General features: G+C 75.1%; 25 protein-coding genes. 13 read left to right on the plus strand and 12 right to left on the minus strand.

Annotated elements, in window-relative coordinates; all coding sequences use genetic code 11:
• Positions 1 to 127: 127 nt before the first annotated feature.
• The 4 genes from ACYVQV_RS13115 to ACYVQV_RS13130 form a co-directional block, all read right to left on the minus strand.
• Entirely contained in the window at positions 128 to 1,171 is a 1,044-nt protein-coding gene (locus ACYVQV_RS13115) for an NAD-dependent epimerase/dehydratase family protein (protein WP_461023750.1), read from the minus strand.
• Between the two features lie 197 nt (positions 1,172 to 1,368).
• Positions 1,369 to 1,467, minus strand: a complete 99-nt coding sequence (locus ACYVQV_RS13120) for a 30S ribosomal protein bS22 (RefSeq protein WP_003792170.1) — start codon at positions 1,465 to 1,467, stop codon at positions 1,369 to 1,371.
• Between the two features lie 195 nt (positions 1,468 to 1,662).
• Positions 1,663 to 1,863 carry a helix-turn-helix domain-containing protein gene (locus ACYVQV_RS13125; protein WP_461023751.1) on the minus strand — a complete coding sequence of 67 codons (201 nt, stop codon included), beginning with the start codon at positions 1,861 to 1,863 and terminating at the stop codon, positions 1,663 to 1,665.
• 206 nt (positions 1,864 to 2,069) lie between these two features.
• Positions 2,070 to 3,254 carry an acetoin utilization protein AcuC gene (locus tag ACYVQV_RS13130; protein WP_461023752.1) on the minus strand — a complete coding sequence of 395 codons (1,185 nt, stop codon included), beginning with the start codon at positions 3,252 to 3,254 and terminating at the stop codon, positions 2,070 to 2,072.
• 135 nt (positions 3,255 to 3,389) lie between these two features.
• Here ACYVQV_RS13130 and ACYVQV_RS13135 point away from each other — a divergent pair, with 135 nt between their 5' ends.
• Positions 3,390 to 4,841 (plus strand): TrkH family potassium uptake protein, encoded by a 1,452-nt coding sequence (locus ACYVQV_RS13135; RefSeq protein WP_461023753.1) that lies wholly within the window; start codon positions 3,390 to 3,392, stop codon positions 4,839 to 4,841.
• The gene (locus ACYVQV_RS13140) at positions 4,834 to 5,502 is read left to right on the plus strand and encodes a potassium channel family protein (protein WP_461023754.1); all 669 of its coding nucleotides are present in this window, start codon (positions 4,834 to 4,836) and stop codon (positions 5,500 to 5,502) included. The genes ACYVQV_RS13135 and ACYVQV_RS13140 overlap by 8 nt, the downstream gene beginning before the upstream one ends.
• Positions 5,503 to 5,591: 89 nt before the next feature.
• Here ACYVQV_RS13140 and ACYVQV_RS13145 read toward each other — a convergent pair whose 3' ends face one another.
• From ACYVQV_RS13145 to ACYVQV_RS13155, 3 genes are read right to left on the minus strand one after another with little or no spacing between them, the layout of a single operon-like run.
• Positions 5,592 to 6,116 (minus strand): GNAT family N-acetyltransferase, encoded by a 525-nt coding sequence (locus ACYVQV_RS13145; protein WP_461023755.1) that lies wholly within the window; start codon positions 6,114 to 6,116, stop codon positions 5,592 to 5,594.
• The gene (gene proC / locus ACYVQV_RS13150; protein ID WP_461023756.1) at positions 6,113 to 6,991 is read right to left on the minus strand and encodes a pyrroline-5-carboxylate reductase; all 879 of its coding nucleotides are present in this window, start codon (positions 6,989 to 6,991) and stop codon (positions 6,113 to 6,115) included. The genes ACYVQV_RS13145 and proC overlap by 4 nt, the downstream gene beginning before the upstream one ends.
• 4 nt (positions 6,992 to 6,995) lie before the next feature.
• Positions 6,996 to 7,943, minus strand: coding sequence for a proline dehydrogenase family protein (locus tag ACYVQV_RS13155; RefSeq protein WP_461023757.1), 948 nt, complete (start codon positions 7,941 to 7,943; stop codon positions 6,996 to 6,998).
• A gap of 81 nt (positions 7,944 to 8,024) precedes the next feature.
• On the opposite strand from ACYVQV_RS13155, the gene add reads away from it, so the two are divergent.
• A complete protein-coding gene (gene add, locus ACYVQV_RS13160) occupies positions 8,025 to 9,119 on the plus strand; it encodes an adenosine deaminase (protein WP_461023758.1) in 1,095 nt (364 codons plus the stop codon).
• Here the strand turns inward: add and ACYVQV_RS13165 are convergent.
• The 4 genes from ACYVQV_RS13165 to ACYVQV_RS13180 all read right to left on the minus strand — a co-directional run bounded on the left by ACYVQV_RS13165 (position 9,094) and on the right by ACYVQV_RS13180 (position 12,513).
• Positions 9,094 to 9,828, minus strand: a complete 735-nt coding sequence (locus ACYVQV_RS13165) for an ABC transporter permease (RefSeq protein WP_461023759.1) — start codon at positions 9,826 to 9,828, stop codon at positions 9,094 to 9,096. The two genes, add and ACYVQV_RS13165, sit on opposite strands and share 26 nt — an antisense overlap.
• Complete coding sequence (locus tag ACYVQV_RS13170; RefSeq protein ID WP_461023760.1) at positions 9,825 to 10,595, minus strand: ABC transporter ATP-binding protein; 771 nt, start codon at positions 10,593 to 10,595, stop codon at positions 9,825 to 9,827. The genes ACYVQV_RS13165 and ACYVQV_RS13170 overlap by 4 nt, the downstream gene beginning before the upstream one ends.
• 45 nt (positions 10,596 to 10,640) lie before the next feature.
• Complete coding sequence (locus tag ACYVQV_RS13175; protein ID WP_461023761.1) at positions 10,641 to 11,519, minus strand: sugar phosphate isomerase/epimerase family protein; 879 nt, start codon at positions 11,517 to 11,519, stop codon at positions 10,641 to 10,643.
• Between the two features lie 61 nt (positions 11,520 to 11,580).
• Positions 11,581 to 12,513 carry a Ppx/GppA family phosphatase gene (locus ACYVQV_RS13180; RefSeq protein WP_461023762.1) on the minus strand — a complete coding sequence of 311 codons (933 nt, stop codon included), beginning with the start codon at positions 12,511 to 12,513 and terminating at the stop codon, positions 11,581 to 11,583.
• 77 nt (positions 12,514 to 12,590) lie between these two features.
• On the opposite strand from ACYVQV_RS13180, the gene ACYVQV_RS13185 reads away from it, so the two are divergent.
• The 5 genes from ACYVQV_RS13185 to disA all read left to right on the plus strand — a co-directional run bounded on the left by ACYVQV_RS13185 (position 12,591) and on the right by disA (position 17,262).
• Complete coding sequence (locus tag ACYVQV_RS13185; protein WP_461023763.1) at positions 12,591 to 13,412, plus strand: hypothetical protein; 822 nt, start codon at positions 12,591 to 12,593, stop codon at positions 13,410 to 13,412.
• A 7-nt stretch (positions 13,413 to 13,419) separates the two neighbouring features.
• Positions 13,420 to 14,142, plus strand: a complete 723-nt coding sequence (locus ACYVQV_RS13190; RefSeq protein ID WP_461023764.1) for a class I SAM-dependent methyltransferase — start codon at positions 13,420 to 13,422, stop codon at positions 14,140 to 14,142.
• Positions 14,143 to 14,210: 68 nt separating this feature from the next.
• The gene (locus tag ACYVQV_RS13195; protein WP_461023765.1) at positions 14,211 to 14,591 is read left to right on the plus strand and encodes a hypothetical protein; all 381 of its coding nucleotides are present in this window, start codon (positions 14,211 to 14,213) and stop codon (positions 14,589 to 14,591) included.
• 49 nt (positions 14,592 to 14,640) lie between these two features.
• Complete coding sequence (gene radA, locus ACYVQV_RS13200) at positions 14,641 to 16,020, plus strand: DNA repair protein RadA (protein ID WP_461023766.1); 1,380 nt, start codon at positions 14,641 to 14,643, stop codon at positions 16,018 to 16,020.
• A 75-nt stretch (positions 16,021 to 16,095) separates the two neighbouring features.
• Entirely contained in the window at positions 16,096 to 17,262 is a 1,167-nt protein-coding gene (disA, locus tag ACYVQV_RS13205; RefSeq protein WP_461023835.1) for a DNA integrity scanning diadenylate cyclase DisA, read from the plus strand.
• A gap of 42 nt (positions 17,263 to 17,304) precedes the next feature.
• Here disA and ACYVQV_RS13210 read toward each other — a convergent pair whose 3' ends face one another.
• Positions 17,305 to 17,976: a hypothetical protein gene (locus tag ACYVQV_RS13210; RefSeq protein ID WP_461023767.1), complete on the minus strand. Its 672-nt coding sequence runs from the start codon at positions 17,974 to 17,976 to the stop codon at positions 17,305 to 17,307.
• Between the two features lie 488 nt (positions 17,977 to 18,464).
• On the opposite strand from ACYVQV_RS13210, the gene ACYVQV_RS13215 reads away from it, so the two are divergent.
• The 5 genes from ACYVQV_RS13215 (at position 18,465) to ACYVQV_RS13235 (ending at position 24,434) form a co-directional block, all read left to right on the plus strand.
• Positions 18,465 to 19,181: an RNA polymerase sigma factor gene (locus ACYVQV_RS13215; protein WP_461023768.1), complete on the plus strand. Its 717-nt coding sequence runs from the start codon at positions 18,465 to 18,467 to the stop codon at positions 19,179 to 19,181.
• Positions 19,178 to 19,684 (plus strand): carboxypeptidase regulatory-like domain-containing protein, encoded by a 507-nt coding sequence (locus tag ACYVQV_RS13220; protein WP_461023769.1) that lies wholly within the window; start codon positions 19,178 to 19,180, stop codon positions 19,682 to 19,684. The genes ACYVQV_RS13215 and ACYVQV_RS13220 overlap by 4 nt, the downstream gene beginning before the upstream one ends.
• Positions 19,685 to 19,841: 157 nt before the next feature.
• Positions 19,842 to 21,386, plus strand: coding sequence for a S8/S53 family peptidase (locus ACYVQV_RS13225; protein ID WP_461023770.1), 1,545 nt, complete (start codon positions 19,842 to 19,844; stop codon positions 21,384 to 21,386).
• The gene (locus ACYVQV_RS13230) at positions 21,383 to 21,868 is read left to right on the plus strand and encodes a carboxypeptidase regulatory-like domain-containing protein (RefSeq protein ID WP_461023771.1); all 486 of its coding nucleotides are present in this window, start codon (positions 21,383 to 21,385) and stop codon (positions 21,866 to 21,868) included. The genes ACYVQV_RS13225 and ACYVQV_RS13230 overlap by 4 nt, the downstream gene beginning before the upstream one ends.
• A gap of 223 nt (positions 21,869 to 22,091) precedes the next feature.
• A complete protein-coding gene (locus ACYVQV_RS13235) occupies positions 22,092 to 24,434 on the plus strand; it encodes a CHAT domain-containing protein (RefSeq protein WP_461023772.1) in 2,343 nt (780 codons plus the stop codon).
• The last annotated feature ends 239 nt before the right edge of the window (positions 24,435 to 24,673 follow it).

The following is a 24,673-nucleotide window of genomic DNA, read 5'->3' on the forward strand; positions in this document are numbered from 1 at the left end:
GCGGGACGGCCGGGCCGCTGCGCACCGGCCTGGCCACGCGCCTGCCCGCCGGCCTGCCCGTGCGCCTGCCCGCCGCGGGCGCCGTCCGGCCGCTCGCCGCCGATCGGGATCACCCTCGCGCCCGCCATCAGAGCACCCGCGCCAGCCCGCGGGCAGCCGTCCCGACGGCCCGCTCGGTGACCGCCTCGGCGTGCAGCGCCAGGTCGACCGGCGACGTCGCGCGGTGCTGCCGGGCGCGGACGTAGTCGGCGAACGCCTCCCGGGTGGTGTAGCGGGGCTCCAGCCCGATCACCTCACGCATCCGGGTGGTGTCCAGACCGCGCCCGTAGGACAGGAAGGCGACCTGGTCGGAGGTGAAGTCGGCGAGCCCGGTGCGCCGGATCGTCGCGCCGATCACCGGCACCAGCGGACCCGGGACGGGCGTGGGCACCTTGCCGCACATGCCGATCGCCTGGTGCAACGTCACGACGCCGTCGCCCGCGACGTTCACCAGGCCCGTCGCGTCGCCGACGGTCGCCAGCCGCAGCGCCTCCAGGCCGTCGTCCTCGTGCACCACCTGCAGGCGCGGGTCGAACCCGAGCACCGTCGGCACGACCGGCAGCTCGAAGTAGTCCGTCAGCGCGGTCCGGACCCCGGGCCCCACGAAGTTCGCCAGCCGCAGCACCACCACGTCGACGTCCGGACGGCGTCGGGAGAAGCCCCGCACGTACCCCTCGACCTCGACGGAGTCCTTGCCCCACCCCGCCCGCGGCAGGACCTTCGCGTTCATGTCCTCGGTGAACAGCGCGGGGTCGCGCGGGCTGGAGCCGTACACGCCCGCGGTCGACTTCACCACGAGCCGGCGCAGGGACGGCGCCTTCTGGCAGGCGGCGAGCAGCTGCATCGTGCCGATGACGTTGATCTCCTTCATGGAGACCCGCCCGCCGGCCGACAGCGGCGTGGCGATGACGTTCATGTGGACGACGGTGTCGACCTCGGCGCGGGCGATGACCTTGGCGATCACCGGGTTGCGGATGTCGGCCCGGACGAACTCCGCGCCGCCGATGTCGTGGGGCGGGGGGACGACGTCCACGCCGATCACGCGCTCGACCCCGGGGGTCGCCGTGAGCAGCTTGGCGAAGCGCCCGCCGAGGTACCGGGACACCCCGGTCACCAGGACGACCTGCGCCATGTCGGTCCTCCCTGCCGCTCGCCTGTCCGCTCGCCTGTTGACCAGAACCGGGTCGACCGACCAGGGACGGTCGGCCACGCAGCGCGCACGCGCCGTGACGCTGATCCTACGCAGGAGGCCCGCCTCCCGGCTGCCCGACGTCGACCGCCGGGCGCCCGGGTGACGGGCCTCTCACACGGGGCACCTGCCCCGGTGGCTCACTTCTTGTTGCGGCGCTGGTGACGCGTCTTGCGCAGCAGCTTGCGGTGCTTCTTCTTCGCCATGCGCTTGCGGCGCTTCTTGATGACGGAACCCATGGATCCTCACAGCTTCATCGGGTGGTGGTGACCGTCCCGCGGCAGCCGGGCCGTGGTCCTGTCACCAGGGGCGAGTGGTCCTTCTCGAGCGGGCGCGCACAGCGACAGCCACGCTCGTCCGGGGCACAGCCTACCGCCGTCCCGGAGCGGCACGCCCACCCGGACGGCGACGCCGGGCGCCGGCGGTGCCGCGCGTCAGGCGGTGTCGACGAAGGAGCCGCGCAGGTAGTCGTCGACGGCCTTCTCGGGGACGCGGAACGAGCGGCCGACGCGGACCGCGGGCAGCTCGCCGGAGTGGACCAGGCGGTACACGGTCATCTTCGAGACGCGCATCATCGTCGCGACCTCGGCGACGGTCAGGAAGCGCACCGCACTCAGGTCCCGCTCAGCCGCCATCTCCACCGTGTCCCTCGACCTGCACGGGCCGGCCGGTGCGACCGGACTGGCCGCCGCCTCCCGCGTTCCTCGTGAACACCATAGGGGCTGGTGTGGTTCGTGGGGAACCCCCGCGGGCGCGGGCGGGCAGGATGCCACCGTTCGGGGGACGGGCCGGGACGCCACGCCGCCGGCACCCGGACGCCGCGCCGCGCGGCGGGCGCCCGCTAGTCGAAGTAGGGGTCGAGCCCGTGCAGCGGGAAGACCGCCTTGCGGGTCGCCATCACGGCGCGGTCGACGACGTCCTCGGGGTCGTACCCGACCTCCCAGGACCGCCACCACGGGTCCCGGCCGTCCGTCATCCGCCGCGGCGCCTGCCGGCCGAGCCGCACGCGCACGTGCTCCACCCACTCCTCGGGCAGGTCCGTGGCCGGCGGCACCGGGGCGTGCACCGCGATCCCGACCAGGTGCGCCCACGCCCGCGGCACCACGTCGACGACCTCGTACCCGCCGCCCCCGGTCGCGACCCAGCGCCCCTCGCACACCTCGTGCGCCAGGTCGTGCAGGGACGCCGCGACCGCGCGCTGGGCGTCCACGGACACCGCCAGGTGCGCCAGCGGGTCCATGAAGTGGCTGTCGCAGCCGTGCTGGGTGACGAGCACGTCCGGGCGGAACGCCCGCACCAGCGGGTGGACGACGGAGTGCACCGCCCGCAGCCACGCGGCGTCCCCCGTGCCCGGCGGCAGGGCGACGTTCACCGCCGCCCCCTGCGCGCCCGGCCCGCCGATCTCGTCCGGGAAGCCCGTCCCCGGGAACAGCATCCGGCCGGTCTCGTGCACGGACACCGTCAGGACCCGCGGGTCGTCCCAGAACAGCGACTGGACGCCGTCCCCGTGGTGGACGTCGACGTCGACGTAGGCGACCTTGGACGCCCCGGAGTCCAGCAGCCGGCGGATGCCGACGGCGACGTCGTTGTAGACGCAGAAGCCGCTGGCGCGCTCGCGCATCGCGTGGTGCATGCCCCCGCAGAAGTTCACCGCGTGCTCGACCTCGCCGGACCACACCTGCTCGCAGCACTCGACGGTCCCGGTGACGATCCGCGCGCTCGTCTCGTGCATGCCGCGGAAGGCCGGGTCGTCCTCGGTGCCCAGCCCGCGGGCCGGGTCCGCCTGCAGCGGGTCCTCGCCGGCGACGCGCACGGCGGCGACGTACTCCGGGTCGTGCACGGTGGCCAGCACCGCGTCGTCCGCCGGCTCGGCCCCGGCGACCCGGACGCCGGGACGGTCCAGCAGGCCGAGCGCCTCGGCCAGCCGCGCCGTCAGGTCCAGCCGGACCGGCGACATCGGGTGACCGGCACCGAAGTCGTACCGCGTGAAGGAGGGGTCCCACACGATGCGGGTGCCGCTGGCCATCCCCCGACGCTAGCGTCCCCCTGCTCCGGGAGGGGGTCGGGGCGCGTCGCCACCGCCGACCCAGCACACTGCCGTAGCCGCGACGCGCCGACGGGGTGCCTCGCGCGGACGTCACCAGGCAGGAGGGTGGTGAGCATGGCGAGCGACCAGGCGCGGCCCGCCGGCGCCGTCCCCGGGCTGCCCGTCCGCCGCACCGCGCCGCCCGGACCCCCCGCACCCCGCGGCCGTGGGCTGCGGCACTTCCGCGACGTCGTCGACGAGGCGGCGCGCCGCTCCCCCGCCCGGTTGGCCCTGGGCGTGTTCGCCGCGGTCGTCCTGCTCTTCACGGGCCTGCTGCTGCTGCCGGTCGCGACCGTCGACCCCGGGGCCGCCTCCCTGGCCGACGCGCTGTTCACAGCCACCTCGGCGGTCTGCGTCACCGGCCTGGTCACGGTCGACACGGCGGCGTACTGGTCACCGTTCGGGCAGGTCGTCATCCTCGTCGGCATCAAGGTCGGCGGCCTGGGGATCCTCACCCTGGCCTCCCTGCTCGGTCTGGCGGTCTCCCGCCGGCTCGGCCTGCGTCAGCGGCTCATCGCCGCGAACGAGACCAAGGCCATGCGCCTGGGCGAGGTCGGCACCCTGCTGCGCACCATCGTCCTGGTGTCGACGACGTGCGAGCTCGTGATCACGGCGGTGCTCTTCCCCCGCTTCCTCCTCCTCGGCGAGTCCGTCGGCAACGCCGCCTGGCACGCGCTCTTCTACGGCATCTCCGCGTTCAACAACGCCGGCTTCCTGTCGCACGAGGGAGGCCTGCCGGGCGAGCCGAGCTCGGACTGGTGGCTCTCCCTGCCCATCGCGCTGGGCGTCTTCGTCGGGTCCTTCGGCTTCCCGGTGCTGCTCGTGCTGGTCCGCCGGTGGCGGCGCCCGTCGACCTGGGACCTGCACACCCGGCTGACGCTGTGGACGACGAGCATCCTGTTCGGCGTCACCGTGCTGGCCTTCGCCGTGTTCGAGTGGACCAACCCCGCGACCCTGGGACCCCTGAGCGGCGGCGACCGCCTGCTCACCGTCGTCTTCTCCTCGGTGATGCCGCGCTCGGGAGGGTTCTCCGTCGTCGACGTCGGCGAGATGCGCGAGACGACGTGGTTCGTCACCGACGCGCTGATGTTCGTCGGCGGCGGGAGCGCGTCGACCGCCGGCGGCATCAAGGTCACCACCCTCGCCGTCCTCGTCCTGGCCGCGGTCGCCGAGGCCCGCGGCGACCGGGACGTCGAGACCAACCGCCGCCGCATCCCCCAGGCGACCCTGCGCCTGGCGGTGACGGTGACCCTCGCCGGGTCGGCCCTGGTGGCCGTGGGGACGCTGGCCCTGCTGGCGATCACCGGCCTGTCCCTGGACGTCGTCCTGTTCGAGTCGATCTCGGCGTTCGCGACCGTGGGGCTGTCGACCGGGATCACCTCCGGCCTGCCGGACGAGGGCAAGTTCGTGCTGTCGGCGCTGATGTTCCTCGGCCGCACCGGCACCATCACGCTGGCCGCGGCGCTCGCGCTGCGGGAGAAGTCCAAGATGTTCCGCCTGCCGGAAGAGAGGCCCATCGTTGGCTGACAAGAACATCCACGAGGACGCCGTCGTCGTCCTGGGGCTCGGCCGGTTCGGGTCCGCCATCGCGGACGCGCTCGCCCGGCTCGGGCACGAGGTCCTCGCCGTCGAGCGCGACCCGCTGCTGGTCCAGGAGTGGTCGGGCCGGCTCACCCACGTCGTCGAGGCGGACGCCACGAACGTCGACGCCCTCAAGCAGCTCGGGGTGCCCGACTTCCCGATCGCCGTGGTCGGCATCGGCACGTCCATCGAGGCCAGCGTCCTGGCGACCGCGAACCTCGTCGACCTGCGCACGCCGCAGATCTGGGCGAAGGCGATCACCGCGTCGCACGGCCGGATCCTCGAGCGGATCGGCGCGAACCACGTCGTGTACCCGGAGGCCGACGCCGGCGAGCGGGTCGCCCACCTCGTCAGCGGCAAGCTGCTCGACTACATCGAGTTCGACGACGGGTTCGCGATCGTCAAGATGCGCCCGCCGCGCGAGACGCAGGGCTTCACGCTCGCCGAGTCCCAGATCCGCAAGAAGTACGGGGTGACCGTCGTCGGGGTGAAGTCACCCGGCCAGGACTTCACCTACGCGGTCCCCGAGACCCGGGTGTCCGCCCACGACCTGCTCATCGTCTCCGGGCACACCAGGCTGCTGGAGAAGTTCGCCGCCCGCCCCTGACCGCCCTGCGCAGTTCTGCATGATCACGAGAAGCGTTGCGGCTGCCCGCCCCACCACTCCATGGTCGTGATCATGCAGAAGTGACCCGGTCAGCGCAGGTGCAGGGTCCGCTCGTGCTCCGCGAGGTGCCCCCGCGGCTCGGGGAAGTGCCCGGCGCGACCGGTGGGGACGGCGCCGAGCCGGTCGTACAGCGCGGCGGCGGCCGTGTTGGAGTCCGCCAGCCACAGGTGCAGCTCGCGCGCCCCGGTCCCCCGGGCGAAGTCGGCGACCGTCTCGACCAGGAGGCGGCCGACGCCGCGGCCCCGTGCCCCGGGGCCGACCCACAGCGACACCAGCTCGGGGAAGCCGTCGTGCGAGACCGGGACGCAGCCGACGAGGCCGACGTCCTGACCGTCCAGCGACGCCGCCCAGGTCGCGGTCGTCCCGGCGAGGCGCTCGCGCCAGGCGTCGTCGGTCAGGTCCCGCTCGGCGTCCAGGGTGGAGAAGAACGCGTCCGGGTCGGCGGCCAGGGCGGTGAGCCGCAGCGCCCGGAACCGCTCCGCGTCCGCCGGGCCGAGGCGCTCGACCACGACCTCACCCGGGGCGTGCTGCGAGGTCGGCGCCCCGGCGCTCACGCGCTGCCGGAGGACAGCTCGCGGGAGCGGTCCCGCGCGGCCTCCATCGCGGTGAGGAACGCGGCCCGGACCTTGTGGTCGTCGAGCTGGCGCAGCGCGGCCATCGTCGTGCCCGCGGGGCTGGAGACCTGCTCGCGCAGGACCGTCGGGTGCTCGCCCGTCTCGCGCAGCATCGTCGCCGCGCCGTACAGGGTCTGGACGACGAGGTCGGTGGCGGTGGCGCGGGGCAGCCCGAGCAGCACGCCCGCCTCGATCATGGCCTCGACGACGTAGAAGATGTACGCAGGACCCGACCCGGAGATCGCCGTCACGGCGTCCTGCTGGTGCTCGGGGACGCGCACCACCTTGCCGGTGGCGCGCAGCATCTCCTCGACGTGGGCGAGGTGCTCGGGGTCGCAGTGGGCGCCCGGCGACACCGCGGCCATGCCCTCGTCGACGAGCGCCGGGGTGTTCGGCATGACCCGCACGACCGGGACGCCCTCGGGCAGCCGCTGCTCCACGAACGACGTCGAGATCCCCGCGGCGATGCAGACGACGAGGACGTCGTCGCGCAGGTGGGCGCCGATCTCGGCGAGCAGGGCCTCGATGTCCTGCGGCTTGACGACGAGGACCAGCGTGTCCGCCGTCCGGGCCGCCTCGACGTTGTCGACCGCCCGCACCCCGAACCGGCGGGACAGGTCGGCGGCGCGGTCCTCCCGGCGCTCCGTCAGCAGCAGGTCGCCGGCGTCCCAGCCGGCGCGCAGCAGGCCCGACAGCAGCGTCTCGCCCATCACCCCGGCGCCGAGGACGGCGACGGTGCGGTGGCTCGATGACGGCCGCTGCGCGCCGGTGCTGCCGCTGCCGTCCGCGCGTCCGGTCCTGCCGCTGCTCTGCACGTCCTCAGCCCCTCGTCGCCATCGCCCGCAGGAAGAACGCCGTGTTCGCGGGGCGCTCCGCCAGCCGGCGCATGAAGTACCCGTACCAGTCGTCGCCGTACGGCAGGTACACGCGGACGGTCTCGCCGGCGTCCGCGAGCCGCTGCTGCTCCTCGGGGCGGATCCCGTAGAGCATCTGGAACTCGTAGGTGCCCTGCTGGCGCTCGGCGCGGACGGCGAGCGCCCCGGCGATGTCGACGAGGCGCGGGTCGTGCGAGGCGACCATCGGGTACCCCCGGCCGGCCATCAGGACCTTCAGGCAGCGCACGTAGCTGCGGTCGACCTCGCCCTTGGACTGGTAGGCCACCGACTCCGGCTCGTCGTAGGCGCCCTTGCACAGCCGGACCCGCGACCCCTCGCCGGCGAGGTCCCGGCAGTCGCCCTCGGTGCGCCGCAGGTAGGACTGCAGCACGGCACCCACCCACGGGAAGTCCCGCCGCAGCTCGGTCAGCGTGGCGAGCGTCGCGTCGGTGGTGGTGTGGTCCTCCATGTCGAGGGTCACCGTGGTGCCGACCCGGTCGGCCGCCGCGCAGATGGTGTGCGCGAACTCGGTGGACAGCGCGGGGCCGTCCGGGCCGAGCGCCTGCCCGACGGCGGACAGCTTGACGGACACCTCCGCGCGGCCGGCCTCGGTGAGCCCGGCGTCCGCCAGCCGCTCCAGCAGCCGCAGGTAGGCGTCGCGGACCGCCTCGGCCTGGGCGCGCTCGGTGGTGTCCTCACCGAGGTGGTCGACGGTCACCCGCAGGCCGCTGGACAGCAGCTGCCGGGACGCCTGCACCGCGTCGTCCGTGCTCTCGCCGGGCACGAAGCGGTGGACGACGTCCCGGGCGACAGGAGCGGTCTCGACGGCGCCGCGGAGCCGCTGGCTCCGGGAGGCCTGGAGCAGCACGGTGCGCAGCGCGGCGTTGAGCATGGCCGCAGCGTAGGACCCGGCCCGGCCGGGCGGGAAACCCGCGCCCGGCACCCGGCCGGTGCAGGTGGCACGATCGGGCGGGTGAGCGAACCGACCTCCCGGACCGGCCCCACCAGCACCCGCGGCCAGGACGCGCGACCACCGCGCGCCCCGCAGGACGTCGCCCGGTTCGTGGCCGACCTGCCGAAGGCGGAGCTGCACGTCCACCTCGTCGGGGCGGCGTCCGTGCCGACGGTGCTGGAGCTCGCGCGGCGCAGCCCGGACGCCGGGGTCCCGACGGACGAGGACGCCCTGCGGGAGTTCTACCGCTTCACCGACTTCGCGCACTTCATCGAGGTGTACATCGCGGTCAACTCGCTGGTGACGACCGGCGAGGACGTGGAGTCGCTGGTCGTCGGGCTGGCCCGCGACCTCGCGGGGCAGAACGTCCGGTACGCCGAGGTCACGGTGACGCCGTACAGCCACCTGCTCGTGGGGATCGCCGCGCAGGACGTCACCGCCGCGCTGGAGGCGGGACGGCGCCGGGCGGCGTCCGAGCACGGCGTGGAGCTCGGCTACGTGTTCGACATCCCCGGTGAGCTCGGTGCGGAGGCGGGGGTGCGCACGGCCCGCTGGGTCATCGACCACGCGCCGTCGGGGACGGTCGCGTTCGGCCTGGGTGGACCGGAGATCGGCTTCCCCCGGGAGCTGTTCGCGGAGGCGTTCGACATGGTCCGCGCGCACGGGCTGCCGACGGTCCCGCACGCGGGCGAGACGACGGGCCCGGAGTCGGTGTGGGCGGCCCTGGAGCGGTTGGGGGCCAGCCGGGTCGGTCACGGCATCAACGCCGTCCAGGACGAGCGGCTGCTGGCGCACCTCGCCGAGCGGCAGGTGCCGCTGGAGGTGTGCCCGACGTCGAACCTGCGCACCGGCGCGGTCGCGGACCTGGCCGAGCACCCGTTCCCGCGGCTGCGGGAGGCGGGCGTGCCGGTCAGCCTGGCCAGCGACGACCCCGGCATGTTCGACACGACGCTGAACCGCGAGTACGAGCTGGCGCACACGGTGTTCGGGCTGTCGACCGGTGAGCTGGCCGACCTGGCCCGGGCCGCCGTCGAGCACTCCTTCGCACCCGAGGAGACCCGGCGGCGGGTGCTCGCCGAGATCGACGAGGTCACGGGGTCCGGCGGGGCAGGGTGAGGGCGCCGAGCACGACCGCGGCGAGCGCGAAGGCCAGGACGACGGCGACGTCGCGCACGACGTCCCCTGCCGGGTCCGTCGACGCCGCGACTGCTCCGAGCGCGTCCACCGCGTAGGACAGCGGCAGGACGTCGGACAGCTGCCGCAGACCCGCCGGCAGGCCGTCCCGCGGGACGAGCAGACCGCACAGCAGGAACTGCGGCAGGACGATCGCCGGCATCAGCTGGACCGCCTGGAACTCGGTGCGCGCGAACGCGCTGGCGCCCAGGCCCAGCGACGTCCCGAGCACCCCCACCGACACGGCGACGGGCACCAGCAGCCCGACCGGCCCTGCCACGTCCAGGCCGCAGAGTCCGACCGCGAACGCCACCACGACCACGGCCTGGACGACGGCCACGCCGCCGATGGCGAGCGCGTACCCGGCGACGAGGTCCCCGCGCCCGATCGGGGTGGTCATCAGCCGCTCGAGCGTGCCGGACTGCCGTTCGCGCAGCGTCGCCACGCTGGTCACCAGGAACATCACGACGAACGGGAAGACGCCGAGCAGCTGCGCCCCGACCCGGTCGAACACGGGGGTGCCCTCGTACACCCAGGCGAGCAGGCCGACCAGGACGCACGGCAGGACCAGGACGAGGGCGACGGTGCGGTGGTCGTGCCGCAGCTGGCGCAGCACCCGGGCGGCGGTCGCGAGGGTCAGGCGCGGGTTCACGGCCGTCCACCCCCGGCGCGCTCCACGAGCGTGAGGAACGCCTGCTCGGCGTCCTGCGCCCCGGTCCGGGCGAGCAGCCCGGGCAGGTCGTCGTCCGCCAGCAGCGCCCCCTCGCGCAGCAGGAGCAGCCGGTCGCAGCGGACCGCCTCGTCCATGACGTGCGAGGACACCAGCAGGGTGACGCCGTCGGCGGCCAGCCGGCCGAAGAGGTCCCACAGGTCGCGGCGCAGCACCGGGTCGAGCCCGACGGTGGGCTCGTCCAGGACGAGCAGCCGGGGCCGGCCGACGAGGGCCCCGGCCAGCGACACCCGCGTCTGCTGCCCGCCCGACAGGTCGGCCACGCGGGCGTCCGCGCGGTCGCCGAGGTCCACCTGCTCGACGACCTCGTCGACGGCCCGCGCGACGCCGCGGCGGCCGCTCGGCGCGCCGTCGCGCCGTCCGGCACCGGTCACGGTGGCCAGGTAGGCGAGGTTCTCGCGGACGGTGAGGTCGGCGTACACGCTCGGCGCCTGCGTGACGTAGCCGACGCTGCGGCGCAGGTCCGGGTGGCCGGCGGGCCGGCCGAGGACCGTCACCTCGCCCCCGGCCACCTGCTGCACGCCGACGACGCACCGCATCAGGGTCGTCTTGCCGCCGCCGCTGGGCCCGAGCAGGCCGACGACCTGACCTGCCGGGACGGCGAGGTCCAGGCCGTCGAGGACCGTCCGGCCGCCCCGCACGACGCGCAGGTCGCGGACCTCGACCGCCGGCTCACCGGTCGCCGCCACGCCCCGACGCTAGGGCGGCACGGGGACGCCGTCCAGCACCCCGCGTCAGGAGGACGCGGCCGGCGAGGACGCCGGCGCCGACGAGGGCGCCGGCGTGGCGGCCAGGCTGAGCCGGGCGAACGCCAGGGACTCGGCCAGGTCGAGCTCGCGCTCGGGGGCGGTGCGGCACCGGCGCGTGTTCACCTCGACCACGACGACCCCGGCGAACCGGCGCTGGGCGAGCAGGCCGAGGACGTCCTCGCAGCGCTGCCCGCCGCGGCCGGGGACGAGGTGCTCGTCCTTCGCCGAGCCGGTCCCGTCGGCCAGGTGCAGGTGGGTCAGCCGGTCACCGAGGCGGACGGCCATGTCGAAGGCGTCCGATCCCGCCGTCGCGGTGTGCGACAGGTCGAGCGTCACGTGCCGGTAGTCGTGCTGGGTGGGGTCCCACCCGGGGGCGTAGGCCTTGACCTCGCGGTTGCCGGCCCGCCACGGGTACATGTTCTCCACGGCGACGTCGACGCCGTACCGGTCCTCGACGTCCTTGACCCCGTCGACGAACCCGGCGCCGTACTCGCGCTGCCAGCGGAACGGCGGGTGCGCGACGACCGTGCGCGCGCCCAGGTCGACCGCCATCTGCGCCGCCCGCTCGATCTTCGGCCACGGCTCACGGCCCCACACCCGCTGCGTCACCAGCAGCGTCGGGGCGTGCACGGCGAGGACCGGGACGTCGTAGTGCCGGGAGAGCTGCTGCAGGGCGCTGGTGTCCTGGCTGACCGGGTCGGTCCACACCATCACCTCGACGCCGTCGTACCCGAGGCGCGCCGCGAGCGCGAAGCCCTCGGCGCAGCCGAGCGGGTAGACCGAGGCGGTGGACAGGCCGACCGACGCCGGTGGCGTGCTGACAGCGGTGGCGGAGGTCCGTCCACGCGGTGTCGGCTCAGGCACCTCGTCAGGGTAGGCGCTGGGTGTCACCACGGCCGGTCGGGGCCGGTCGCGGCCGCACCGGTCAGCCGGCGCTGATCCAGTCCATGCGGCGCAGGATGATCCCCTCGCGCAGCGCCCACGGGCAGATCCGCAGCTCCTCGACGCCGAACAGGTCCATCGCGGCGTCGGCGACGACGGCGCCGGCGAGCAGCTGGCGGGCGCGGGAGGCCGACACCCCGGGCAGGTCCGCGCGCTGCGCCGCGGTCATCTCGGCCAGGTCCGGCAGCCGACCGGCGAGGTCCTCGCGGCGCAGGCTGCGCGGCACGTACGGTCCCTCCCCGCTCGGCGCGGCGCCGCACAGCCGCGCCAGGGAGCGCATCGTCTTGCTGGACCCGACGACGAGGTCCGGTGCCCCGGCCTTGGCGAGGTCGCGCCCGACGGTCGCGACACCGGCGCGCACCACCCGGCGCAGCTCCCGGTACTGCTCGGGGGTCACCGGGTCGTCGGGCAGCAGCTCACGGGTCAGGCGCCCGGCGCCGAGCGGCAGGCTCAGCGCGACGTCCGGGTCCTCGTCGGTGCCGACACCGATCTCCAGCGACCCGCCGCCGATGTCGACCATCAGCAGCCGGCCCGCGGACCACCCGAACCAGCGGCGCACGGCCAGGAACGTCAGCCGCGCCTCGTCCGCGCCGGAGAGCACCTCGAGCCGCACCCCGGTGGCCGCCTCCACCCCGTCGAGGACCTCCTGGCCGTTGGGCGCCTCGCGGACCGCGGAGGTCGCGAACGCCACGAGGTCCTCGCAGCCCTGGTCCTCCGACACCTCCAGCGCCTGCGCGACGAAGGCCGTCAGCTCGCGCGCCCCCGCGTCGTCCACGAGCCCGTCGGGGGTCAGGTGCTCCGCGAGCCGCAGCTCGGTCTTGTGCGACGTCGCCGGCCACGGCCGGGCACCCGGGTGCGCGTCGACGACGAGCAGGTGCACGGTGTTGGACCCGACGTCGAGGACCCCCAGGCGCATGGCGGGACGCTAACGGACGGCGCGCCACGGCACCGCCGCGACGGGCTCGGCGGCGCGCGGAACGTACCCTGGCGGCCGTGCCCGAGCTGCCCCTGGACGTGCCCCGCGCGTGGATCGAGTTCCCCGACCCCGACGGGGACCCCGAGACCCCCGAGCAGGTGTTCCGGGTCGACCTCACGTGGATGACGTCGTCCTGGACGTGCATCTTCGGCCGCGGGTGCCAGGGCATCTACGCCGACCGGCCCACCGACGGCTGCTGCACGCTCGGCGCCCACTTCTCCGAGGAGGACGACGAGAAGCGCGTCGCCGGGTGGGTGAAGCGGCTGACACCCGAGACGTGGCAGCGCCACCCGCAGGGCCGGGCCAAGCGGTCGACCTGGGTCGAGACGGACGCGGACGGCGAGCGCAAGACCCGCGTCGTCGACGGCGCGTGCGTCTTCCTCAACGACCCCGACTTCCCCGCCGGCGGCGGGTGCGCGCTGCACCACCTCGCCGTCCGGGAGGGCGTCGAGCACGTGCGGACCAAGCCGGACGTGTGCTGGCAGCTGCCGCTGCGGCGCACCTACCGCACGGTCGAGCGGCCGGACGGGACGAGCTACCTCGAGGTCACCGTCGGCGAGTACGACCGCCGCGGCTGGGGCGAGGGCGGGCACGACCTGGACTGGTACTGCTCGTCGAACACCGAGGCGCACGTCGGCACCGTCCCGGTGTACGTGTCGCTGGAGGCGGAGCTGCGCGAGCTCGTCGGGGACGCGCCGTACGAGGCTCTGGTCGCGCACTGCGACGCAGCCATGGGCGTGCGCAAGCGGCTGCCGCTGCTCGTGCACCCGGCGACCGCGCAGGCCGCGCGCCGGCCCGGCTCGGCCCGCCCCGCGGGACCGTCGTTCCCCACCGCCTGAGGTGCCGGTGATCCCCGGCTCGGGCCTGCCGGGCGTCGTCCCGAGCCCGAACATCTGGCACCACCCGCAGGTGTACGAGGCGGAGAACCGCGGCGTCGACCCCGACGGGCTGATCGAGGCGGCGATGCTGGCGAGGCGCCCGTGGTCGGGGGCCAGGGTGCTGGACGTCGGCTGCGGCACGGGGTTCCACCTGCCGCGGTTCGCCGCCGCCGGTGCCGCCGTCGTCACCGGCGTCGAGCCGCACGAGGGGCTCGTCGCGCTGGCCCGGCGACGGGTCGCGGGCCTGCCCGCCGACCAGGTCGCGCGGGTGCGGGTGCTGCGCGGCTCGGCGGCCGCGCTGCCGGTGCCCGACGCGTCGGTGGACGTCGTCCACGCCCGGTGGGCGTACTTCTTCGGCCCGGGCTGTGAACCGGGCCTGGCCGAGCTGGACCGGGTGGTCGCGCGCGGCGGGTTCGCGTTCGTCGTGGACAACGACCCGACCCGCTCGACGTTCGGCCGGTGGTTCCGCCGGGCGCACCCCGGGTGGGACGCGGTGGCCGTCGAGCGCTTCTGGGCGCGTCGCGGGTGGCGGCGCGAGCCGCTGGGCATCCGCTGGGAGCTGCCGGACCGCGCGACGTTCGAGCAGGTGGTGCGGCTCGAGCTGCCGCCCGACGTCGCCGCGCAGGCCCTCGCCGAGCAGCCCGGCACCGGCGTGGACTACGCCGTGAACCTGTGGTGGCGCGAGTTCTGACCGCACGCGGTGTCCCGGGATGACCCGCACCTGTGGCGCAGGTCACAGAAGAGGGGCACCCTGGGGGCATGCCGATGACCAGCTGGGGAGTACCGACCAACGTCGAACCGGCTCCCGGGCCGGACGAGAGGGCCGTGCCGCCGATGCACTGGCCGCACCCGACCGCGGGCGTGCTCGCGCTCATCGGGCTGTGGGTCGCGGGCATGCTGCTCGCCGTGCTCGTCCCCGCGGTGCTGGTGCCACCGGGCGAGGCCGCCGCGGCGCCGGGCGGCGAGGTCGCGCTCGCGTTCGGCTGCACCGTCCTCGGGGCGCTGGTGATGGCGGCGGTCGGCATGCTGCTCTACCGCCGCACCCACCAGCCGCTCGCGTGGGCGTTCGGCGCCGTCCCCGCCGTCACCGTGGTGATCGGCGGCGCCATCATCGCCGCCACCGCCGGCTTCGCCTCCTGACCCGCGCGGCGCGCCGGCCCTGTCGGGGCCGGCCTCTACCGTCGCGGGCATGAGCAGCCGCACCTCCGCGAGGTCCCCCAAGCCGTCGTTCCGCTGCGCGGAGTGCGGCTGGACGGCGTCCAAGTGGGTCGGGCGGTGCGGTGAGTGCCAGTCGTGGGGCACGGTCGAGGAGGTGGGCGTCCCGACCGTGCGGACGACGACCGCCGCACCCGCCAGCACCCCGGCCACGCCGATCCGGGACGTCGACGTCGAGGCCGCGCAGGCCGAGACCACCGGAGTCGAGGAACTCGACCGGGTCCTGGGGGGCGGCCTGGTCCCCGGCGCCGTCGTGCTCGTCGCCGGGGAGCCCGGGGTGGGCAAGTCGACCCTGCTCCTGGACGTCGCCGCGCGCACCGCGGACTCCGCGCGCACCGTCCTCTACGTCACCGGCGAGGAGTCCGCGGCGCAGGTCCGGCTGCGGGCCGAGCGCATCGACGCCCTGCACGACCGGCTCTACCTCGCCGCCGAGACGGACCTGGCGACCGTGCTCGGGCACGTGGACGCCGTCCGCCCCGACCTGCTCGTCGTCGACTCGGTGCAGACCGTCAGCTCCGGGCAGGTCGACGGCGCCGCCGGCAACGTCTCCCAGGTGCGCGAGGTCGCCGCGGCGCTGATCCGCGTCGCCAAGGAGCGCGGCATCGCGACCCTCCTCGTCGGGCACGTCACCAAGGACGGCTCCATCGCCGGCCCGCGGGTCCTGGAGCACCTCGTCGACGTCGTCTGCTCCTTCGAGGGCGACCGGCACTCCCGGCTGCGGATGGTGCGCGCGGTCAAGAACCGCTACGGCCCCACCGACGAGGTCGGCTGCTTCGAGCTGTCGGACTCCGGCATCACCGGGCTGGCCGACCCCAGCGGGCTGTTCCTGTCCCGACCCGACGTCTCCGCGCCGGGCACCTGCGTGACCGTCACCCTGGAGGGCCGCCGTCCGCTCGTCGCCGAGGTGCAGTCGCTCGTCGCACCGATGGCGGCGCAGTCACCGCGCCGGGCCACCAGCGGCCTGGACGCCAGCCGCGTCGCGATGGTCACCGCCGTCCTCACCAGCCGGCAGCGGCTGCCCGTCGGCGGTCAGGACGTCTTCCTGTCCACCGTCGGCGGGGTCCGGCTCACCGAGCCGTCCGCGGACCTCGCCACCGCCCTCGCCCTGGCCAGCGCGGTGACCGGGCGACCCGTTCCCGCCCGGACCGTCGCGTTCGGGGAGGTCAGCCTCTCCGGGGAGGTGCGCCCCGTCACCGGGGTGACGCGGCGCCTGCAGGAGGCGGCGCGCCTCGGGTTCACGACCGCCGTCGTCCCGGCCGGGACGGCGGACGCCGCAGGGACGCCGTCCGGGTTGAGGGTCGTCGAGGTGGCGCAGGTCGGTGACGCCGTCCGCACCGCGCTCGGCACCGGCTGACGGTCCCGCCCGTCCGTGGACGCGCCGCGTCACGTGGCACACCACGCGGTCGGTCGCCACCTCCCCGGCGGTGAGATACCGCACGCTTCGGCGTCCCGCCGTTACACTGCGCGCGCGGGACCGCACGGCCCGCAGGAGTCGACCGCCAGGAGCGTGAGCGTGGCCGCCGAGCGATCCGACGACGCGCTGCTGCGTCAGACGCTGGCCGCCGTCGCGCCCGGGACCGAGCTGCGGGACGGGTTGGAGCGCATCCTGCGCGGCCGCACCGGCGCCCTGATCGTGCTCGGCATGGACCGGACCGTCGACTCCCTGTGCAGCGGCGGCTTCACCCTCGACGTCGACTTCTCCGCCACCCGGCTGCGCGAGCTGGCCAAGATGGACGGCGCGATCGTCTGCGACGGCGGGGCGACCAAGCTGCTGCGAGCCGCCGTCCAGCTCGTGCCGGACCCCTCGATCGAGACCAGCGAGTCCGGCACCCGGCACCGCACCGCAGAGCGCGTCGCCAAGCAGACCGGCCTGCCGGTGATCTCGGTCAGCCAGTCCATGCACATCGTGGCGCTGTACGTCGGCGAGCGCCGGCACGTCCTCGAGGGGTCCGACGCGATCCTCGGGCGGGCGAACCAGGCGCTCGCCACGCTCGAGCGGTACAAGGCGCGGCTCGACGAGGTCACCGGGACCCTGTCCGCGCTCGAGATCGAGGACCTCGTCACCGTCCGGGACGTCGCCAGCGTCGTCCAGCGGCTGGAGATGGTCCGCCGCATCTCCGACGAGATCGCCGGGTACGTCGTCGAGCTCGGCGTCGACGGGCGGCTGCTGTCGCTGCAGCTCGACGAGCTCATCGGCGGCGTCGGGCCCGACCGCGAGCTCGTGATCCGCGACTACCTCGAGGCCGCCAAGCGGGACCGCTCCATCGACGACGTCATGGACGGCCTGGCGGCGTTGCACGCCAGCGAGCTCGTCGACCTGGGCCTCGTCGCCCGCGTCCTGGCGCTGACGGTCGGCAGCGAGTCCCTCGACGGCGCCGTCAGCCCGCGCGGCTACCGGCTGCTCAGCAAGATCCCCCGCCTGCCCGGCGCGATCGTCGACCGGCTGGTGGAGCACTTCGACGGCCTGCAGAAGCTGCTCGCCGCGAACATCGAGGACCTCATGACCGTCGAGGGCGTCGGCGAGCAGCGGGCCCGCGCCGTCCGCGAGGGCCTGTCCCGGCTCGCCGAGTCGAGCATCCTCGAACGCTACGTCTGAGCCGGTCGGCGACCGGTCGGCTGCTGACCGTCAGCCTCACCGTCAGCCCAGGTCGAAGGCCAGCGGCTCGCTGGTGATCTCCCCTGCCCGCCCCGTGAGCTGGTAGGTGCCGGGCCGGGGCTGCGGCAGGTCCGCCGGGCAGCCCGGTGCGGAGCGCTGTCGCGGCCACTGCACCGACGAGACGAGCTCCGCACCGGGCGGGACGACCTGCACGTCGTTGACCGAGTCCTCCTGGCAGTCGTCGCTCGACCAGATCCGGTCCGCACCCGACACCACCAGCAGCTCCAGCGCGGCTGACCCGGCGTCCACGGTGCACTCGGCGTCCCCCACGTTGCGGATGCGCATGCCGAGCGTCGGCTGCACGCCCTCGGGGTAGGTGGTGGCGTCGGCGGTCGCCGTCACCTGCAGCGTCGCCGGCTCGCACGGCGGGACCTCCGGTGTCGTCTCGGGCGCAGGCTCCTCCCCCGCCCCCGCCCCCGGCTCGGCGTCCCCTGCCTCGTCGCCGGCGTCGTCCACGGCGTCGTCCGTGGCCGAGCCCTGCGGTTCGCCGTCCTGCGCCGTCGGCGCGCCGTCCGGGGTGTCATCACCGGCGACGGCACGCACCAGGAACCACCCGCCGAGGACGAGCGCGACCAGCAGGACGAGCGCGAGGGCCCGGCGCCGCCAGTAGACGGAGGACTCCTCCGGGCCGACGGGGCGCAGGACGCGGTTCACGCTCCCGAGCGTAGGAGCCGACCCCCCACGAGGCGGACGAACACGCCGTCCGACCGTTGGGCGCTGCGGCGTGTTCGTCCGCCTCGCCGGGGTGAGCGGCGGCCGGGCGGCGCGTTCCCTCACTCGCGGGACGAGGGTGGGTGGTCGTGCACGTCGTGTATCAGGACGGGCGCCGGCGCCTCCTGACCTGCGAACGACCCGACGCGCGGGGGTCCGGACCCGCTCCTCGCGGCGCAGGGGACCGCGAGGCCGGGAACGGACCGAACGAAGGTCGGGTCGACACGGGCACCGGGAGCGGCCGGACGTGGCGGGTGGGCGCCACGAGCCGGCCGCTCCCGGGGAGCCCATGACGACCGCCACCCGGTCCGACATCGCGACGGCCGCGGGGTGCTCGCGCGGTCCAGCGAAACCCTGTCGGAGTGGACCGTCCGAGGCCTAGCCTGACAAGGTCGCCGACCGTGGAGGCCGGCGCCCGCGAGGGAGACACCGTGAGCAGCACACGCGCACCGGGCGACCTCAGCCCGGACCGGACCGGGACGGCGCAGGCAGCCGGGTCGCGCACCGGGCCACCGCTCGACGCCGCACCCGCCGCGCACACCGCCCCCGGTCACGGCCCGGGCTCACCACCCACGCACGCCAGCCGGCTCGCCGACGACGCCTGCGAGTTCTTCACCCGGTGGCGGGACGGCGACGACCGAGCGCTCGACGCCCTGGTCCACCTGCTGACCCCGGTGCTGTGGCACCTGGCGCGCGCCTACCGCGTCGACACCGCCGCCGCCGAGGACGCCGTCCAGGCCACCTGGTTGTCGCTGGTGCGCTCGGCGGACCGCATCGCCGAACCCCAGGCGGTCCTGCGCTGGCTGTCGGTCACCGTGCAGCGCGAGGCGGCGCGCGCGTCCCGGTCGGCCGCACGCACCCGTCCGACGGAGCCGGAGCTCATGCCGGACGACGGCCCGACCGTCGACGGCCCGGAGTCCGTCGTGATGGACCGGACGTCCAGCTCGGTGCTGTGGCGGCACGTCACCCGGCTCAGCGAGCGGTGCCAGCGGCTGCTGCGGGTCATCGCGTTCTCCGACCGCCCCGAGTACGGGGAGCTGTCCAAGGAGCTCGGCATGCCCGTCGGGTCCATCGGACCCACCCGCGGGCGGTGCCTGGCCAAGCTGCGCGAGTCCCTCGCGAACGACCCCGCCTGGAGCAGGCCATGACCGCGACGCCGACGGTTCCGAACCCCGTCCACCCCGACGACAGGGGGCTGCTGCGCTCGCTGCGTCGCATGTGGGAGCGCCTCGACCCGCCGCCCGCGGACCTGGCCGACCGGTCGCTGGTCGCCGTGGCCGTCGACGACCTGGACCTCGAGCTCCTGCTGCTCACCGACGACGCCAGCCGGCTCGTGGGGGCACGTGGCGAGGAGACCGCTCGCACGCTGACCTTCAGCGGCGACTGCGTCTCGGTGATGGTGACGATCACCCGGTCCCGCCGGCACCACTACCGGCTCGACGGCTGGGTGGCCCCGCTGGGCGAGGGGCGCGTCGAGCTGCGGCACTCCGCGGGCCGTGACGTCGCCGGGCCCGTGGACGCGGACGGCCGGTTCGTGCTGCGCGACGTCCCGGCCGGGACCGTGCAGCTCGTCTACCACCCCGACGCGCGTGCGGTGGCGGGCGGCCCGCCCGTCCTGCGCTCCGTGGCGGCCCCGCCGGTCCACCTGTGAGCGCCGCCCCCCCTCGACCCGTGTCGGCGGCGGTGAGCACGACGCGTCGACGTTCTCCGGCCGGGTGCGTATCACCGACGCGCCCGGCCGCTCCTGTGCACGCGACCGGCCCGTCGGTCGCCCGGACCACCGTCCCTCCCCAGAACCGAGGAGCACCGTGAGCACCCACCTGCCGCACCCTCATCACCCCGACCGCCGCGTCCTGGGCCAGCGCACCGACCCGCCGAACCCGTCCCGGTACGTCCTCGGACGGCACCGCGCCCGGTTCCTCGACCCCGTCACCGCCCCCCGGGACGGGGAGCACGGCGTGCGGTCCACCGCGTACACGGCCGACCGGCTGATCGTCCCCGCCGGCGACGACGGCGCAGCGGCGCTCAAGGTGCTGGAGGAGGTGGCGAAGGGGCTGCGGCTCGAGGAGGACACCTGCCACCTGTTCTGCCAGGGCGGTCGCGACATCGACCCGGAGGACGACCGGCTGGCCCGGGCCTACCGGCTGGTGCCGGACGGTGCCGGGTCGGTCGCACCGGACGCGTGGGCGGTCCTGGAGGCTGCGCGGGCGAAGAACGCCAAGGCGGTCGCCCGGGTGACGCTGGATCACCTGATGTTCGGCCCGAGTATCGGTGGGACCATCCCTCACACCAGCGGTCACGGCACCGACGGCCCGCTGGCGCTGGCGTCGTACGGGGAGGTGGGGTCCGGTGGGCGCCAGGTCGTCTCCTGGGTCGGTGCGGACCCGGTCCGCACCGCGATGCCCGACGAGGACAGGCCGCAGGTGGCGCTGTTCGACACCGGCTGTGGTGAGCACCCGTGGTTGGCCGAGGGCGTGGTGCGCTACCGGGTGGGCCGGCAGGGTGACGCCGACGACCCGGAGAAGTACGCCGACCAGGAGTCCCCGCTGCTCGGCGAGCTGGACTCCCACTCCGGTCACGGCACGTTCAGCGCCGGCATCGTGCGCCAGGGCTGCCCGGACGCCGACGTGCTGTCCGTCCGCGTGATGGGCTCGGACGGCGTGGTGCAGGAGTGGGAGACCCTGCACGCGCTGCAGGTGCTGCGCTCCCGGGTCCACCGCTGGGTGCACGGGCGGTCCGGCGGCGTCCGCGTGGACGTGGTCGTCCTGCCGTTGGGCTACTACCACGAGACGCCGTTGGACCCGACGTACACCGCGCTGCTGGGTGACGTGCTGCGCGGGCTCGGCGACCTCGGCGTCGTGGTCGTCACCGCCGCCGGCAACGACGCCACGACGCGGCCGTTCTACCCGGCGGCCATGTCCCCGCACGCCGACGAGGTCACGGGGGAGGAGCGGGACCGCGCCCCGGTCATCGCGGTCGGCAGCCGCAACCCGGACGGGAGCACGCTGGCGCTGTTCAACAACCACGGCGCGTGGGTGCGGGTGTGGCGACCGGGGGTCTCCCTGGTGAGCACCGTGCCGGTGACGATGAGGGGCGCGCTCCAGCCGACGCTGCGGCTGCCAGAGGTGCTCGACGGCGAGGACGCGCACCGCGCGACCATCGACGACGACGACTTCACCGGGGGTTTCGCGGTGTGGAGCGGGACGAGCTTCGCCGCTCCGGTGCTCGCCGCCGAGCTCGCGCGTGAGCTGCTGCGGCTGGACACCGAGCGGACCTGGGGTGCCGAGGACCGGGTCGAGCGAGCCTGGGCGGCGGTCGAGGCGCTGACGTCGCTGCACCGGGGCGACTCGTGAGCGGGCACGTCCCGGTCCAGCCGCAGCCGGACGACGACACGCTCCTCGACACGCTCCGCCGGAGCTGGCAGGAGTCCGACCCCGTCCCGGAGCACCTGGCCGTCCGGTCGGTGTTCGCCGTCCGCCTGCTCGACCTGGACGCGGAGGTCGCCCGCCTGGTGGAGGACGAGCTCGCCGGGGCGGGGTCACGCGCGGAGGAGTGCGCCCGGACGATCACCTTCAGCAGCGAGAACCTCACCGCGACGATCACCGTCAGCGAGTCGTCGACCGGCGGGTCGCGGATCGACGGGTGGCTGGCGCCCGCGGCGGCGCTGCGCGTCGAGCTGCGCCGTCCCGACGAGGAGGCCACCGAGGTCCGCGCCGACGAGGACGGCCGGTTCGTCCTCGACGGCGTGCCGTCGGGCCTGGTGCAGCTGGTGTTCCACCCCGTGGAGGACGGTGAGCAGGGGCGGGTCGTAGCCGCACCGCCGGTGAGGCTGTGATGCTGTCCGGGTGACGAGGACGAGCACGCTGGCCGCGGCATCCGCCGCCGGCTTGCACGCCGAGGCCGTGCGGGCCAGTGACGGAGGGCGCCCGGCCCGTGCTCGTCATCTGCTTCGTCGCGCTCGCATGCAGCCCGATGCCGTCGGAGCACTGCGTGTGCGCATCCTCGTCAGTCTCGCGCTGGCCGAGTCCGAGGCCGGTGATCTCGAAACCGGGTTGACCGTGCTGAGCGACGCGGAGGATGCCCTCGAGCAGGTGACGGACGCCGGTGAGCGCGGTCGACTGACGTCGGTGGTGCGAGGTCAGCGTGGGCTGCTCCTGCTGCGCGGTGCGCGCTACGCCGAGTGCATCCATGAACTGGACGCGGTGATCCCCACGCTGTTGTGGAGTCCCACCGACCAGGCACGCGCCCAGCTCAACCGGGGCACCGCGTCCCTCCTCGTAGGGGACCTGCCCAGCGCCCGTCATCACCTTGCGCTCGCCGCAGCAACGGCGTCCACGGCAGGCTGGGAGGTCGGAGCGGCCAAGGCGATGGGCAACCTCGGGTACCTCGCCTTGCTGGCCGGGGACATCCCCGAGGCGCTGCGACTGAACGACGAGTCGGCACCGGTCCTGAATCCGCTGGGAAAGGGGGTCGCGGGGGTGATCCGCGGTATGCGGGCGCGGATGCTCATGTCCGCGGGCCTCCTCGGCGAGGCCGACGCGGAGCTGGACAGCGCCCTGGAGCTGCTTCGGTCGGTGCGCCTGACTCAGGACCAGGCCGAGGCCGAGCTGGATCGGGCCGAGGTGGCACTGGCGGACGACCGGCCCGCGGACGCCCGTCGGTGGGCGGCCCGGGCGCGCAGGCGCTTCGCGTCCCGCGGCGCGGACGTCTGCGTCCTGCAGTGCGACCTGATCCGGCTGCAGGCCGACCGTGCCCAGGGGCGTTCGCTCGCCGCCACGGCGGAGGCGGCGGAACGCCTGGTGCTGGAGCTGCGGGACAAGGGCCTGCGTGAGCAGGCACGGACGGCCGAGCTCATCCACGCGGACGCCCTGCTGGCCCTGGGCCGCCCGGTCGCGCCCCCGGCGCTCGTGCCGGACGAGCGGATCGGCACCCGGTTGTTGGCGCGCGCCGTCCGTGCCCAGCGGGCCACCGCCGCCGGGGACGCGCGCGCCGCCGCCGCGGAGCGGACCCGCGGCCTGGTCGAGCTGCACCGCTACCAGGCCCGGTTCGGCAGTCTGGACCTGCAGAGCGGCGCCAGCGGCCTCGGCCGGCGGCTGGCGACCGAGGGGTTGACGGCCGCCGTCCAGGGCGGCCGGCCGCAGCAGGTCCTGACGTGGTCGGAGCGGGCCCGCGCGACGACGTCCCGGACCCCGGCGCTGCGTCCGCCCGCGGACCCCGTCGCGGCGGAGATGCTGGCGGACCTGCGGTACGTCCGCACGCAGCTGCAGGCGGCCGAGCAGGCGCGGCGCGAGGACGCCGACGTGCGGCGGCTTCGTCAGCGCCGCCGCGACCTCGAGCGGTCCATCCGCGCCCGCGCCTGGTACGCGGAGGGGCACGGCGCGGTGGACCGTCCCGCGCGCCTCGACGAGGTCCGGGCCGCGCTGCCGCACCCCACGGGTGACGGGACCATGGTCAGCCTCTTCGCGGTCGGCGACGACCTGCACGCCCTCGTCGTGACGCCGCGCAGCGCACGGGTGCTCCGGCTCGGCCACGCGCCGGACGTCGCCGAGCGGGTGCTGCGCGTTCGCGCGGACCTCGACCTGCTGGCCACGTCCCGGATGCCGCCGCCGGTCCGCGAGGTCGCGATTCGGTCGCTGCGTGCCGGGCTGGCCGCGCTGCAGCGTCAGGTGTGGGAGCCGCTGCGGACCGCGCGGGCGACCCTGGACGAGGGCCCCGTCCTCGTCGTCCCGTGCGCGGCCGTGGCCGCCCTGCCGTGGACCGCCCTACCCGCCCTGCGCGGGCGTCCGGTGACCGTGGCCCCCTCGGCGACGGGGTGGTTGTCCGCGCGGGCTCGCGGGCCCCACGTCCCGGCGGACGCCCGTGGCGTCTTCGTCAGCGGTCCCGGGGTGGAGCGCGGACCTGCCGAGGTGGCTGCTGCGGCGAGCGTCTGGCCGGGGTCGACGCTGCTCACCGGTGAGGAGGCCACGGGTCCGCGGGTGCTGGCGGCAGCCGACGGAGCGGGTCTGTGGCACGTCGCGGCCCACGGCCAGCACGACCGGGAGAACCCGCTGTTCTCCTCGGTGCAGCTCGCCGACGGCGCGTTGTTCGGGTACGACCTCGACGGCGTCAGCGCCCTGCCCCGGCACGTCGTCCTGTCGGCGTGCGACCTCGGCCTGTCGACCGTGCGGTCGCGCGACGAGGCGGTGGGGATGACCGCGGCCCTGCTGCACGGCGGTGCCGTGAGCGTCGTCGCCGGCACCGCCCGGGTCGCCGACCTCGCGGCGTCCGAGGTCGGCGTGGCGCTGCACGAGGGCCTGCGCGCCGGGGCGGGCACGTCGTCCGCCCTGGCCGCCGCGCTCGTGGCCGTGGACGACGGGACCGGCGTCCCACCGCCGCTCGTGTGCTTCGGCGCGGGGTGGTGACCGCGGTGGCGAAGCCATCCTCTTGCAGGTCGTTCTGACCCTTGTCGGTGATGATCTTCAGAGCTAGGCTTCGGCTTCCGTTGCTAACCCTTGGAGGAACTCATGAAGCGCGTTCTCGCTGTCGTCGCCGTCGCCCTCGGTGTCATCGCATCGGCAGCCCCGGCGGCTACGGCGGCCCCTGACGCCGACCAGAACCACAAGGACATCCCCTTCACCTCGGGCCACTGAGCCCACGGCGC

The sequence above is a fragment of the Thalassiella azotivora genome, from assembly GCF_054781695.1.

Excerpts from the sequence above, each read along its gene's own strand:
- ACYVQV_RS13115 (WP_461023750.1), bottom strand. The coding sequence starts at position 1,171 with ATGGCGCAGGTCGTCCTGGTGACCGGGGTGTCCCGGTACCTCGGCGGG.
- ACYVQV_RS13120 (WP_003792170.1), bottom strand. The coding sequence starts at position 1,467 with ATGGGTTCCGTCATCAAGAAGCGCCGCAAGCGCATGGCGAAGAAGAAG.
- ACYVQV_RS13125 (WP_461023751.1), bottom strand. The coding sequence starts at position 1,863 with ATGGCGGCTGAGCGGGACCTGAGTGCGGTGCGCTTCCTGACCGTCGCC.
- ACYVQV_RS13130 (WP_461023752.1), bottom strand. The coding sequence starts at position 3,254 with ATGGCCAGCGGCACCCGCATCGTGTGGGACCCCTCCTTCACGCGGTAC.
- ACYVQV_RS13135 (WP_461023753.1), top strand. The coding sequence starts at position 3,390 with ATGGCGAGCGACCAGGCGCGGCCCGCCGGCGCCGTCCCCGGGCTGCCC.
- ACYVQV_RS13155 (WP_461023757.1), bottom strand. The coding sequence starts at position 7,943 with ATGCTCAACGCCGCGCTGCGCACCGTGCTGCTCCAGGCCTCCCGGAGC.
- ACYVQV_RS13180 (WP_461023762.1), bottom strand. The coding sequence starts at position 12,513 with ATGCGCCTGGGGGTCCTCGACGTCGGGTCCAACACCGTGCACCTGCTC.
- ACYVQV_RS13195 (WP_461023765.1), top strand. The coding sequence starts at position 14,211 with ATGCCGATGACCAGCTGGGGAGTACCGACCAACGTCGAACCGGCTCCC.
- radA (WP_461023766.1), top strand. The coding sequence starts at position 14,641 with ATGAGCAGCCGCACCTCCGCGAGGTCCCCCAAGCCGTCGTTCCGCTGC.
- ACYVQV_RS13220 (WP_461023769.1), top strand. The coding sequence starts at position 19,178 with ATGACCGCGACGCCGACGGTTCCGAACCCCGTCCACCCCGACGACAGG.